Raw genomic sequence first — 12,858 nt, forward strand, 5'->3', positions numbered from 1 at the left:
CTGTCTATCGTGCATCCATGGTCGCCTCCGGAGGCACGGGCCGCTCAGGATCGGACAGGCCGCCGATGACACCGCTCGCGATGAGCCATCGGCACCTGCCCGGCGTGACCGTGATCGAGGTGCGCGGTGAGGTCGACGCCACCAACCACACACGATTACGGGAACACGTCCGGCAGGCCAGGGCGCGTCCGGGCGACCACGTGGTGTTCGACCTGAGCGCGATGACGTTCATGGACAGCTCGGGGCTGCACGTCCTGCTCGCCTGTCACCAGGAGGCGCTGGAGCACGACGCGCGCGTCCACCTCGCCGCCCCGCAGGGTGCTCCCGCCCGGCTGCTGGAGATCACCGGGGTCGACGCGCACCTGCCGGTCCACACGACCGTCGACGCCGCCGTGGCCGCCGCGGTCACGGCCGGTCCGCCCTCCTGAGCCTCTGGTCCGAGCCTTTGGTCGCGTCCGGCGAGACCAAGGACGGACGCGCCGCGCGGGGAGGCGTCCCTAGCGTCGGGGCATGACGCACACCACCCTCGCCGGGCGCGTGCAGGAGATCGACGCCGTACGCGGTTTCGCGCTGGCGGGCATCCTGGTCGCGAACATCGGCTTCCTGGCCGACCCCGGGTACGCGCTGTCGGGCGCCATGCCCGCCCCTGACGGGCCCGTGGCCCTGGCCGTCACCGCCTTCGTGCTGACGAAGTTCTACATCATCTTCTCGTTCCTGTTCGGCTACTCCTTCACGCTCCAGATGCGGGCGGCCGAGCGGGCGGGGGCGAGCGTACGGGCCAGGACGCTGCGCCGGTGCCTGGCCCTGTTCGTCATCGGCGTGGCTCACGGCCTGTTGTTGTGGATCGGCGACATCCTCACCCTGTACGCCGCGCTCGGCGTGGTCCTGCTGGCCCTGCGCGGGCTGAAGCCCAGGACGGCCGTCATCGCCGGTTCCTCGATCATCGGCGTGCTGACCCTGTTCTGGCTGGCGCTCGCCTGGCTGTCGACCCTCGACCCGGCCGCCGGGCAGCCCGTACCGGCCGATCCGGCCGAGGCGGCCCGCGTGCTGGGCCTGGCGACCGGCGGCCCGCTGGACTTCCTGACGATGCAGACCGAGCTGTACCCGCCGCTGGTGACCATGATCTGGCTCTTCCAGGGGCCGGCCGCGCTGGCCATGTTCCTGTTCGGGCTCGCGGCCGGCAAGTCCAGGCTGCTGGAGGACCTCGGGCGCTGGTCGCACCTGCTGCCCCGCGTCCAGTGGGTGGGCTTCGGCGTCGGCCTGCCCGGCGGCCTCCTGTACGCCTGGACGTCGGGCCGGAACGGCGCGGTGGAGCTGGTCGGCGGCGCGGTCAACACGATCACCTCGATCCTGCTGGCCGCCGCGTACGTCGCCACCCTGCTCCGGGTGATCGGCCGGTACCCGGCGGTGGGCCGCGTCCTGGCCGCCCCGGGACGGGTGGCCGCCTCCAACTACGTCGGCCAGTCCCTGCTCATCGCCCTGGTCTTCACCGGGTACGGCCTCGCGCTGGCGGGCCGGCTGTCGCCGATCGCGGTGATGGGCGTCGCCCTGGTGATCTACACCCTGCTGGTGTGGGCGAGCGGACGCTGGCTGCGCACCCACCGCCACGGCCCGGTGGAGTACGTGCTGCGCCGGGTCACCAACTGGCGCTGAGGGTCAGAGCCAGCCCATGCGCTGGGCGGTGCGGATCGCCTCCAGCCGGTTCTGGGCGTTGAGCTTGGTCATCGCGCTGGACAGGTAGTTGCGCACGGTGCCCTCGGTGAGATGGAGCTCGCCGGCGATCCTGGAGATCGTCGCCCCGTCGCCCGCCAGGCGCAGCGCGTCGCGCTCCCGCTCGGTCAGCGGGCTGTCGCCGGCCGCCATCGCGGCGGCTGCCAGCTCGGCGTCCAGGTAGCGGCCGCCGGCCATGACCTTGCGGATCGCCATCGCCAGCTCCTCGGCGGAGGCGTCCTTGCCGAGGAATCCGCTCACGCCGGCGGCCATCGCCCTGCGCAGGTAGCCGGGGCGGCCCAGGCTGGTCAGGATGACGATCTTGCACTGCGCGCTGATGTGCTCGGCGGCGCTCAGGCCGTCCATGCCGGGCATCTCGATGTCCAGCACGGCCACGTCGGGGCGGTGCTCGGCGACCGCGGCCACGACCTCGTCGCCCCGGCCCACCTGCGCCACGACCTCGATGCCGTCCTCCAGGTCGAGCAGGGCGGCGATCGCGCCGCGGATCAGGTGCTCGTCGTCGGCGAGCAGCACGCGGGTGGTCATGCCGGCACCGCCGCGCGCAGCAGGTAGCCGCCGTCGCCCGTCGGCTCGGCCCGCAGCACGCCGCCCGCCGCGCCGACCCGCTGGGCCAGGCCCGCCAGCCCGATGGCCGCGTGCTCGCCCACCGGGCCGCTCACCCCGTCGTTGGACATCTCCAGAACCCCGTTCTCGATCGTGATCGTGCAGCGCTCGGCCTTGCTGTGCTTGAGCACGTTGGTGGCGCCCTCGCGGACGACCGTGGCGAGCAGGGTGCGCGCCTCCGGGGCCAGCGCCGCGGTCTCGGCCCGTACCGTGCAGCGGACCTCGGCGGCCTCCAGCACCGCCCGGACGCTGGACAGCACCTCGTCCAGGTCGAGCGCCCGGTAGTTCTGCACCACCGCGCGCACCTCGCGCAGCGACCGCCTGGCCAGGTCGCGCACCTCGAACATGGTGCGCTCGGCGGCGGCCGGGTCGGCCGGCAGCGACCCGGCGGCCTGGGCGGTCCTGGCCGAGACGTCGGCCAGGCTCTGCCCGAGCAGGTCGTTGAGGTCGCGGGCGAAGCGCAGCCGCTCCTCCGAGACCGCCAGCCTGGCCCTGGCCTCCTGCCCTTCGTGCGCCTCCTTGGCCACCCGCCACAACCACAGGTTCGCCAGCACGCCGCCCACGCCGATCGCGGTGAACATCGCCAGGACCACGACCGCCATCAGCATCTCCATGGGCATGCCCATGGTCAGCGCGAGGACGAGCGCGAGCACGGCGATCCAGCCGACGGACAACCAGACGATCGTCCGCCGGCGGACATAGGGGGCGAGCATGGCCAGCCACACCGGTATGGCGTACAGGACCGTGCAGGCCGAGAGGACCAGGGCGAGCACCCCGGAGACGGCCAGCAGCGCCGTCGGACGCGGGCCGCCGCGCACGGCGATCCGGAACGGCCGCGTGGCCAGCGCCATGAAGACCAGCAGCAGCACCCCGGCGACCACGAACGCCTGCCAGGGCAGGTCGACCGACTGGGCGAGGATGTACAGGTTGTAGAAGCCGGTCGCGGAGACCAGCAGGATGATGTCGGTGGAGTAGACGATCAGCCAGCGGACCTTGTCCAGCCGGGTCGGCCGCCTCATGCGGGCACCGCCGCGCGCAGCAGGAACTCGCCGGTGGGCGTCGGGGCGGCCGAGAACGAGCCGCCCGCCGTGGTCAGGCGCTCCGACAGGCCGCGCAGGCCACTGCCGGGGGCCACGGGGAGATCCTTGACGCCGTCGTTGCGCATCTCCAGCACGCCGCCGTCGATCGTGATCGCGCAGGTGGTGGCCGAGCTGTGCTTGAGCACGTTCGTGCCGCCCTCGCGCACGACCCACGCCAGCAGCGCCCGTCCTGCGGGGGACAGGTCGGCGGCCCTGGTCTCGATCAGGCAGCGCGCGCCGGCCGCCTCCAGCGCGGCCCGTACGCCGGCGAGCTCCGCGTCCAGGTCGAGCGTGTGGTAGCCGTCCACGGCCAGTTGCACCTCGGCCAGCGAGCCCTGGGCCAGCCGGCGCACCTCGTCCATCTCGGCGAGGGCTCTGGCCTGGTCCTTGGCCGACAGTTTGGCCGCCAGCTCGCTCTTCAGCGTGATCACCGACAGGCTGCGGCCGAGCAGGTCGTGCAGGTCGCGGGCGAAGCGCAGGCGTTCCTCCGCGATGGCCAGGCGGGCCTTGGCCTCCTGGCCGTCGTGGGCGTCCCTGATCGTCCACCAGAGCCAGCGCCACAGCAGCGTGGCCGCGACCAGCAGGACGCAACTGACCACCTCGGTGATCAGCGTGCCGACCCAGGACCGGTCGGTGATCAGTGTGACGTACGCGCTGACCAGGCCGGTCACGGCGGCGCCCAGGCAGGCCGTGGCCCACAGCGGCAGGTAGAGCGCGGCCACCGACACCCACAGGACGCCGGCCTCCAGCCAGGTGCTCATGTCGGCCAGCTCCTGGTGCGGCAGCAGCAGCACCGAGCCGGCCGCGAACGCGCCGGACAGCAGCAGCCTGGCCGTGGGCCGCGGCCGGCCGTCGAAGGCGGCCCGCAGCAGCAGGGGGAACAGCGTGAACTGGCCCACCAGGCAGGCGATCGTGAGCAGCGCCCGCGGGACGGTGATGACGCCCCGCGCCGCGAAGATGACGACCAGGGTCACGAACACCACGCCCAGGAGGGTGATCATGGCGTCCATCCAGTAGATGAGGATCTTGCGCGCGCCCTCGGCCCGGTTCGCCACCGTCTCCCTCACCCCCTGGATTTGTGCGAAATCCTATGTCAGGAGTGGGTAAGCCAGAGAATTCGAGATACGTCCGGTTTGGGAGGTTTGCCGCGCAGCGACAGCCAGGCCAGCCCGTGCCGGACGGCGTAGTCCGACAGTTTGCGGGCCTCGGTCTCGTCCAGATCGCCGGCCCTGGAGAGCACCGGGGTCAGGGCCAGCCGCTCCCACACCTGCTCATCGGCGGGCCCCTTGTCTGGCAGGGCGTAGGCCCGTGCGAGCTGACCGGCCGCCGCCCGCACGGCCGATCCCAGCCTGCGCAGCCGCCCCTCCGGCCCGCCGCGCGGCTCCATCTCGGCCAGCAGCTCGACCGTGTCCACCCGGGCGCCCTCCCGCCGGGTCGTGCGCAGCATCGCCAGGTCGGCCGCGTCCAGCCCGTCCGGCTTCAGACGCAGGGTGAAGCTCACCCGCAGCGGCCGTTCGCCTTGCAGGGCGCGCAGCGCCCGCGCCCTGCGCAGCACGGCGGCCGGGTCGGCGGCGTCGCGGATCTCGAAGCCCGCCGCGGCGGCCCCGAGCGCGCCGACCGCCCTGCGGTAGGCGGTGGCCAGGCCGCCGGGCCTGGTGCAGGTGGCGGCCGGATCCTGCCCATCGGGGCCGCCGAACACCGGGAAGGCGTCGCCGCCCGCCGCCCGCAGCCGCCCGAGCCCGGCGGCCACCGGATCGCCGCCCGGTCCGTCCCACCGGACGAGGCAGCCGTCGCCGCCCGCGACGAGATGGCCGAGCGCGTACCGGCGGACGCCGCTGCCGCGCGACTCGGCGGCCAGGTCGAACTCCGGTTCGCGGGCGGTGTCGACGAACCCCACGAACGAGCGCGGCGGCTCCCGCACGGCCACAGGCGGCCGCGGCGGCGCGAAGCGGGCGGCGGCGGCGGACGGCGGCGCCGGGCTGGCGCCCGCGGGCAACATCCGGATCGCCAGGCACGTGGCCCCGGCCAGCGCCAGCGCGGCCAGCACCGCCAGGGGACGGGGGAGTGTGCCGGACTCTCTTGCCTTCCGCGACATATGCCACCCATCGTGATTGATCGGCTACTTTCAGCGGTTGATGGTGAAGGTAGCAAGCCTTCGCCGGGTGGCGGGGGGCTTTTCCGGCCGCCGTCCGATGTGGGCGGATAATGAGCCTCATGAAGCTGCGGATCTTCACCGAGCCCCAGCAGGGCGCCACCTATGACGACCTGCTCGCCGTCGCCCAGGCCGCGGAACGCCTGGGGTTCGACGCCTTCTTCCGGTCCGACCACTACCAGCGCATCGGCCCCGGCGACCCCGGCGCCGGCTCGACCGACGCCTGGGTGACGCTCGGCGCCCTGGCCAGGGAGACGTCCACGATCAGGCTCGGCACGCTGGTGACGCCGGCCACGTTCCGGCTGCCCGGCCCGCTGGCGATCACCGTGGCCCAGGTCGACCAGATGAGCGGCGGCCGGGTCGAGCTGGGCTTCGGCACCGGCTGGTTCGACGGGGAGCACTCCGCGTACGGCATCCCGTTCCCGCCGCTCGGCGAGCGGTTCGGCCGCTTCGAGGAGCAGCTTGAGATCGTCACCGGCCTGTGGACGGCGAAGGACTCCTACTCCTTCGAGGGCCGCTACTACCGGCTGGTCGACTCGCCGGCGCTGCCCAAGCCGGTCCAGCGGCCCCGTCCGCCGGTGATCATCGGCGGCTTCGGCGCCAAGCGCACGCCCCGGCTGGCGGCCGAGTACGCCGACGAGTACAACGTGCCGTTCCGCACCCTGGCCGACACCGGGCAGGCGTTCGCGCGGGTGCGCGAGGCGGCCGACGCGGCGGGCCGCGGCCTGATCCTTTCGGCGGCGCAGACCGTCGTCGTCGGCGCCGACCAGGCCGAGATCGAGCGGCGCGCCGCCGCCATCGGCCAGGACCCCGGCCTGCTGCGCGAGGGCGGGCTGTGCGGCACCCCCGACGAGGTGGTGGCCAAGCTCGGCGCGTTCGCCAAGCTCGGGGCCGAGCGGGTCTACCTCCAGGTCCTCGACCTGGCCGACCTCGAACACCTGGAGCTGATCGCCGCAGAGGTGTTGCCGCACGTGTAATTCCGTTGGCGGTGCTTCGTCCAGCTACGGCACACTTGGGGCGTGCTGTTGACGATCACGACCACCGCCACGCCGGCCACCGACCTGGGCTTTCTCCTGCACAAGCATCCTGAGCGCGTGCAGGAGTTCGGCCAATCGTTCGGCACGGCCACGGTGTTCTACCCGGAGGCGGGCGAGGAGCGCTGCACGGCGGCCCTCCTGCTGGAGGTCGACCCGATCGCGCTGGTCCGGTCGCGCGGCCGCAACTCGCCCGACTTCAGCCTGTCGCAGTACGTCAACGACCGCCCGTACGCGGCCTCGTCGCTGCTGGCCGTCGCGCTCGCCGACGTCTTCCGCACCGCGCGGGCGGGCCGCTGCAAGGCCCGTCCCGAGCTGCCGGGCACCGCGTTGCCGCTGGAGATCCGGGTGCCCGCGCTGCCCTGCCGGGGCGGCCCCGAGCTGGCCCGGCGGCTGTTCGAGCCGCTGGGCTGGACGGTGGAGGCGCAGCCACTGCCGCTGGACGAGGGCTTCCCCGAGTGGGGCGAGTCCCGGTACGTGCGGCTCACCCTGAGCGGCACCGTGCTCCTGGCCGACGCGCTCAACCACCTCTACGTGCTGCTCCCCGTGCTGGACGACGGCAAGCACTACTGGATCGCGTCCGACGAGATCGACAAGCTCGTCAAGGCGGGGGCGGGCTGGCTCGGCGAGCATCCTGAGCGCGGCCTGATCACCCGGCGCTACTTCGGGCGGCGCTGGTCGCTGGCCCGCGCCGCGCTGGCCAGGCTGGCCGAGCTGGGCGACGAGACCGAGGAGGAGCTGGAGCCGGCGCTCGCCGAGGAGGCCCCCGCCGAGGAGACCGCCGCCGACGAGGCCGCCGCCGCCTTCACCGCCGACGCCGCCGCTTCCGACCCTGCCGCTGCCGACGTTCCGGAAGCCGGACCCGAGGGGGAGGCCGCGCCCGGAGGGCCGCCGGAGCCGAAGGCGCGGCCGCTCAACACGCTGCGGCGCGAGGCCGTGCTGCGCAGGCTCGAAGAGCTCGGCGCGACGAGCGTGATCGACCTGGGCTGCGGGCAGGGCGAGCTGGTCGCCGCGCTGCTGGCCAGGCCCAGGTTCGCCCGCGTCGCCGGCATGGACGTCTCCTCCATCGCGCTCACCATCGCCGCCCGCAAGCTGCGCCTGGACCGCATGCCCGACGCCAAGCGGGCCCGGCTCACCCTGTTCCAGGGCGCGCTGACGTACACCGACAAGCGGCTGGCCGGCTACGACGCCGCCGTGCTCATGGAGGTCGTCGAGCACGTCGACCCGCCGCGGCTGGCCGCGCTCGAACGCGTCGTGTTCGGCCGCGCCCGGCCGGAGCACGTGCTCGTCACCACGCCCAACATCGAGCACAACGTGCGTTACGAGTTCCTGACCGGCCTGCGCCACCCCGACCACCGCTTCGAGTGGACCCGGGCCGAGTTCGCCGCCTGGGCCGACCGGGTGGCCGCCCAGTACGGCTACCACGTCGCCTTCGAACCCGTCGGCGAGGACGACCCCGAGGTCGGCCCGCCCACCCAGATGGGAGTCTTCACCCGTGATCAGCGTTCCTGAGCTGTCCCTCGTGGTGCTCGTCGGCGTCTCCGGCAGCGGCAAGTCCACCTTCGCGCGCCGCCACTTCAAGCCCACGCAGGTCATCTCCTCCGACTTCTGCCGCGGCCTGGTGTCCGACGACGAGAACGACCAGGCCGCCACGCCCGCCGCGTTCGACCTGCTGCACCACATCGTCGGCGTCCGCCTGTCCAGGGGCCTGTTCACCGTCGTGGACGCCACCAACGTCCAGTACCCGGCCCGCAAGAGCCTCATCGAGCTGGCCAGGCAGCACGACGTGCTGGCCGACGCCATCGTGCTGGACACGCCGGAGGAGGTCGCCGTCGAGCGCAACGCCGCGCGTCCCGACCGCGACTTCGGCCCCGGCGTCGTGATCCGCCAGCGCAAGGAGCTGCGCCGCTCGCTGTCCAAGATCTCCGCCGACGGCTTCCGGCGGGTGCACGTGCTGCGCGGCCTGGAGGAGATCGACAACGCCGAGATCACGTACGAGAAGGCGTGGTCGGACCGGACCGAGCTGACCGGCCCGTTCGACATCATCGGCGACGTGCACGGCTGCCGCTCGGAGCTGGAGACGCTGCTGCGGAAGCTGGGCTGGCAGGGCCTGGCCCACCCCGAGGGCCGTATCGCCGTGTTCGTCGGCGACCTGGTCGACCGCGGGCCCGACACGCCGGGCGTGCTGCGCCTGGTCATGGACATGGTCGAGGCGGGCACCGCCATCTGCGTGGCCGGCAACCACGAGCAGAAGCTCGTGCGCGCGCTGAACGGCCGCAAGGTCACGGTCGCCCACGGCCTGCGCGAGTCGCTGGACCAGCTCGCCGCCGAGCCGCCCGAGTTCGGCGAGCGGGCCAGGACGTTCATGGACGGCCTGCTCAGCCACTACCGCCTGGACGGCGGCCGGCTCGTCGTCGCGCACGCCGGGCTGAAGGAGTCCTACCACGGCCGCGCCTCCAAGCGCGTACGCGCCTTCGCCCTGTACGGCGACACCACCGGCGAGACCGACGAGTACGGCCTCCCGGTCCGCTACCCGTGGGCCGACGAGTACCGCGGCCGGGCCATGGTCGTCTACGGCCACACGCCCACGGTCACCCCGGAGTGGGTCAACAACACGATCTGCCTGGACACCGGCTGCGTCTTCGGCGGCCACCTGACCGCGCTGCGCTACCCCGAGCGCGAGATCGTCCAGGTCCCGGCCGAGCAGGTCTGGTACGAGCCGGTCAAGCCGCTCGGCGGGCCCGCCCGCGAGCCCGGCATGCTCGACGTCGGCGACGTGATCGGCACCCGGCACGTCGAGACCCGCTTCGGCGGCCGGGTCAAGGTGCTGGAGGAGAACGCGGCCGCCGCGCTGGAGGTCATGAGCCGGTTCGCCGTCGACCCGAGCTGGCTGGTCTACCTGCCGCCGACCATGGCGCCGCCGGAGACGTCCAGGCTCGACGGCTATCTGGAGCACCCGCACGAGGCGTTCGAGGAGTTCGCCGCAGCGGGGGTGAGCGAGGTCGTGTGCGAGGAGAAGCACATGGGCTCGCGGGCGGTCGCCGTGCTGGCCAGGACGCCCGAGGTCGCCGCCGCCCGGTTCGGCGTGGCCGACGGCAGCGCGGGGGCGGTGTTCACGCGTACCGGGCGGCCGTTCTTCCGGGACATGACGCCGCTGGTCGAGGCGCTGCGCGCGGCCTGCGAGCCGCTGTGGGAGGAACTGCGCTCGGACTGGGTCGTGCTCGACTGCGAGCTGCTGCCCTGGTCGGCCAAGGCGGGCGAGCTGATCAGGTCGCAGTACGCCTCCGTCGGCGCCGCCGCGCGGGCCGCGCTGCCCGAGGCCGTCACGGCCCTGGAGGCGGCGGCCGGACGCGGGCTCGACGTGGGCGGGTTGCTGACCCGCACCCGGCGCCGCTCCGCCAACGCCGCCCTGTTCCGCGACGCGTACGCGCGCTACTGCTGGCCGGTCGACGGGCTCGACGGGATCAGGCTGGCGCCGTTCCAGATCCTGGCCTGCGAGGGGCGGGCCACGGCGCTGGAGCCGCACGCCTGGCACCTGTCCACGCTGGCGCTGCTCGACTCGCCGCTGATCGCCCCGACCAGGAACGTGACCGTCACGCTCGGCTCGCCGGAGTCCAGGGACGCGGCCACCGCCTGGTGGGAGTCGCTGACCGCCGCCGGGGGAGAGGGCATGGTGGTCAAGCCCGCCACGTACGTGCCCGGCCGGGTGCAGCCCGGCGTGAAGGTACGCGGCCGGGAGTACCTGCGGATCATCTACGGGCCCGACTACACCGAGTCCCTCGACGTGCTGCGCCGGCGCTTCCTCGGCAAGAAGCGCTCCCTGGCGCTGCGCGAGTACGCCCTCGGCCTGGAGGCGTTGTCGCGCCTGGCGGACGGCGAGGCGGGCTGGCGGGTGCACGAGCCGGTCTTCGCGGTGCTGGCCCTGGAGTCCGAGCCGGTGGACCCGCGCCTGTGACCGCCCGGGCCCTCTCCAAGGAGACGACATGACCGCCGACCGTCACCGTCCGGGTTACGTCCGGCGCAGGCTCGGGCGTGCGCTGCTGGGGTACGCCCTGGCGCTGGTGGCGGCGGTCGTCGTGATCGCGGTCTTCTGGCTGACCCGGTCCTGATGCCCGGTTTGCGGCAAGGTTGGGTAAGCGCCGCGCTACACAGGTGATCTCCGGGTAGGTCCCCGATCACGGGGAAGGGACCTGTATGGCAACTCGGTACACCCATCAGGAGCATCTGGGCCACGTCGTCTTCATCACCGCGGCGGCGGCCATCGGCGGCTTCCTGTTCGGATACGACAGCTCGGTCATCAACGGCGCGGTCACCGGCATCCAGCGGCACTTCCAGGTGGGCGCGGTCCAGATCGGCTTCGTCGTGGCCATCGCGCTGCTCGGGTCCGCGCTCGGGGCCTGGATCGGGGGCGGGCTGGCCGACCGGTGGGGGCGTACCCGGTCGATGCAGGTGGCCGCGGGCCTGTTCACCGTCAGCTCGATCGGGCAGATGTTGCCGTTCGCGATCTGGGACCTGGGGTTGTGGCGGGTCATCGCGGGCTTCGCGATCGGCATGGCCTCGGTGCTCGGTCCGGCCTACATCGCCGAGGTCGCGCCGCCCGCCTACCGGGGGAGGCTGGGCTCGTTCCAGCAGCTCGCCATCGTGCTCGGCATCGCGGTCTCGCAGCTCGTCAACTACCTGATCGCCGAGCTCGCGGGCGGCGACGTCAACAACCACCTGTGGGGGCTGCAGGCGTGGCAGTGGATGCTGGGCGCCTGTGCCGTTCCGGCCCTGCTGTACCTGCTGTTCGCCTCCACCATCCCCGAGTCGCCGCGCTACCTGATCATGTCGGGGCGGTCGAGGAAGGCCCGCGAGGTGCTGGCCGAGGTCGAGGGCGACGACGTGGACCTCGACGCCCGGATCGCCGAGATCCAGCACGTGCTGCGGACCGAGCGCGTGCCGGGGCTGAAGGACCTGCGCGGGAGCGCGCTCGGCCTGCTGCCGATCGTCTGGATCGGCATCATCCTGTCGGCGTTCCAGCAGCTCGTCGGCATCAACGTGATCTTCTACTACTCGTCCGTGTTGTGGCAGTCGGTGGGCATCAACCAGAGCGACTCGCTGCTGATCAGCTTCTCCAGCTCGATCATCAACATCATCGGCACGTTCATCGCCATCGCGCTGGTCGACCGGATCGGGCGCCGGCCGCTGCTGCTGATCGGCTCGGCCGGCATGACGATCGCGCTGGGCACGGCGGCCTGGGCGTTCAGCGCGTCGCGGGAGATCGGCGGCGTGGTCTCGCTGCCGAGCCCGCAGGGGCCGATCGCGCTCATCGCGGCCAACGTGTTCGTGCTGTTCTTCGCCCTGTCGTGGGGGGTGGTGGTCTGGGTCCTGCTCGGCGAGATGTTCCCGAACCGCATCCGCGCCGCCGCCCTCGGCGTCGCCGCGGCCGCGCAGTGGATCGCCAACTGGCTGATCACGGTCTCGTTCCCGGCGCTGTCGGAGTGGAACCTGCCGCTCACCTACGCCATGTACGCCCTGTTCGCCCTGCTGTCATTCCTCTTCGTCACCAAATGGGTCAAGGAAACCAAGGGCCGCAGACTCGAAGAGATGGGCTGACCACGCCGCGGAGTGGACTAACCTCCGGCACGTGCTTGTCGACGTGCTCGGCCCCCGCCTGAACGTGCTCTTCTGCGGCATCAACCCCGGCCTGATGTCCGAGGCCACCGGCCACCACTTCGCCCGGCCCGGCAACAGGTTCTGGCCCGCGCTGCACCTGTCCGGCTTCACGCCGCGCCTGCTGGCCCCCGCCGAGCAGCACCTGCTCCCCTCGTACGGGCTGGGCATCACGAACATCGTCCCCCGGGCCAGTGCCAAGGCGTCGCAGTTGAGCAGGGACGAACTGGTGGAGGGTGGCCGGGCGCTGGCGGAGAAGGTGGCGGAATCGGGGCCGCGGGTGCTGGCCGTCCTGGGCATCTCGGCGTACCGGACGGCCTTCGAGCGGCGCAAGGCGGTCATCGGACCCCAGCCCGAGCAGGTCGGCGAGGCCCGCGTGTGGGTGCTGCCGAACCCGAGCGGGCTCAACGCCCACTGGACCGTGACCACGATCGCGGAGGAGATGGCCCGCCTGCGGGCCTCGCTGGACCGGCCGCACTCCGGATAGGCCCGGCGAGCGCCGCACGGCCGGTCGCTGAACTGCGCTTGCGGACGGATCCAAGTGACGCACAAGCGTTGATCGCTAGACACGTGCCCGGTTCGTTGCGTCTTCGCACTGGGGGGTCTG

Annotated in this window: 12 protein-coding genes; 8 read left to right on the plus strand and 4 right to left on the minus strand. The window is 72.7% G+C overall.

Annotated elements, in window-relative coordinates:
• Positions 1-80 precede the first annotated feature (80 nt).
• On the plus strand, positions 81-428 hold the full coding sequence (locus tag ACWCSU_RS07500) for an STAS domain-containing protein (protein WP_357697969.1): 348 nt from the start codon (positions 81-83) through the stop codon (positions 426-428).
• An 82-nt stretch (positions 429-510) separates the two neighbouring features.
• On the plus strand, positions 511-1,653 hold the full coding sequence (locus tag ACWCSU_RS07505; RefSeq protein ID WP_449934245.1) for a DUF418 domain-containing protein: 1,143 nt from the start codon (positions 511-513) through the stop codon (positions 1,651-1,653).
• 3 nt (positions 1,654-1,656) lie between these two features.
• Here ACWCSU_RS07505 and ACWCSU_RS07510 read toward each other — a convergent pair whose 3' ends face one another.
• The 4 genes from ACWCSU_RS07510 to ACWCSU_RS07525 are packed head-to-tail and all read right to left on the minus strand — an operon-like array spanning position 1,657 to position 5,508.
• The gene (locus ACWCSU_RS07510; protein WP_357697972.1) at positions 1,657-2,256 is read right to left on the minus strand and encodes a response regulator transcription factor; all 600 of its coding nucleotides are present in this window, start codon (positions 2,254-2,256) and stop codon (positions 1,657-1,659) included.
• A complete protein-coding gene (locus ACWCSU_RS07515; protein ID WP_449934247.1) occupies positions 2,253-3,353 on the minus strand; it encodes a sensor histidine kinase in 1,101 nt (366 codons plus the stop codon). The genes ACWCSU_RS07510 and ACWCSU_RS07515 overlap by 4 nt, the downstream gene beginning before the upstream one ends.
• Entirely contained in the window at positions 3,350-4,480 is a 1,131-nt protein-coding gene (locus ACWCSU_RS07520; RefSeq protein ID WP_449934249.1) for a sensor histidine kinase, read from the minus strand. Before ACWCSU_RS07520 ends, ACWCSU_RS07515 begins: the two co-directional genes overlap by 4 nt.
• Positions 4,481-4,506: 26 nt before the next feature.
• Positions 4,507-5,508 (minus strand): hypothetical protein, encoded by a 1,002-nt coding sequence (locus tag ACWCSU_RS07525; RefSeq protein WP_449934251.1) that lies wholly within the window; start codon positions 5,506-5,508, stop codon positions 4,507-4,509.
• A 119-nt stretch (positions 5,509-5,627) separates the two neighbouring features.
• Between ACWCSU_RS07525 and ACWCSU_RS07530 the strand changes: the two genes are divergently transcribed.
• The 6 genes from ACWCSU_RS07530 to mug all read left to right on the plus strand — a co-directional run bounded on the left by ACWCSU_RS07530 (position 5,628) and on the right by mug (position 12,738).
• Positions 5,628-6,542, plus strand: a complete 915-nt coding sequence (locus tag ACWCSU_RS07530; protein WP_357697980.1) for an LLM class F420-dependent oxidoreductase — start codon at positions 5,628-5,630, stop codon at positions 6,540-6,542.
• Positions 6,543-6,584: 42 nt separating this feature from the next.
• Positions 6,585-8,111, plus strand: coding sequence for a 3' terminal RNA ribose 2'-O-methyltransferase Hen1 (locus ACWCSU_RS07535; protein ID WP_449934253.1), 1,527 nt, complete (start codon positions 6,585-6,587; stop codon positions 8,109-8,111).
• Positions 8,095-10,554 carry a polynucleotide kinase-phosphatase gene (locus tag ACWCSU_RS07540; RefSeq protein ID WP_449934255.1) on the plus strand — a complete coding sequence of 820 codons (2,460 nt, stop codon included), beginning with the start codon at positions 8,095-8,097 and terminating at the stop codon, positions 10,552-10,554. The genes ACWCSU_RS07535 and ACWCSU_RS07540 overlap by 17 nt, the downstream gene beginning before the upstream one ends.
• A 28-nt stretch (positions 10,555-10,582) precedes the next feature.
• Positions 10,583-10,708, plus strand: a complete 126-nt coding sequence (locus ACWCSU_RS07545) for a hypothetical protein (protein ID WP_364090115.1) — start codon at positions 10,583-10,585, stop codon at positions 10,706-10,708.
• 85 nt (positions 10,709-10,793) lie between these two features.
• The gene (locus ACWCSU_RS07550) at positions 10,794-12,194 is read left to right on the plus strand and encodes a sugar porter family MFS transporter (RefSeq protein ID WP_449934257.1); all 1,401 of its coding nucleotides are present in this window, start codon (positions 10,794-10,796) and stop codon (positions 12,192-12,194) included.
• A 31-nt stretch (positions 12,195-12,225) separates the two neighbouring features.
• Entirely contained in the window at positions 12,226-12,738 is a 513-nt protein-coding gene (mug, locus tag ACWCSU_RS07555; RefSeq protein ID WP_449934259.1) for a G/U mismatch-specific DNA glycosylase, read from the plus strand.
• The last annotated feature ends 120 nt before the right edge of the window (positions 12,739-12,858 follow it).

This window comes from Nonomuraea sp. NPDC001699, from assembly GCF_053596455.1.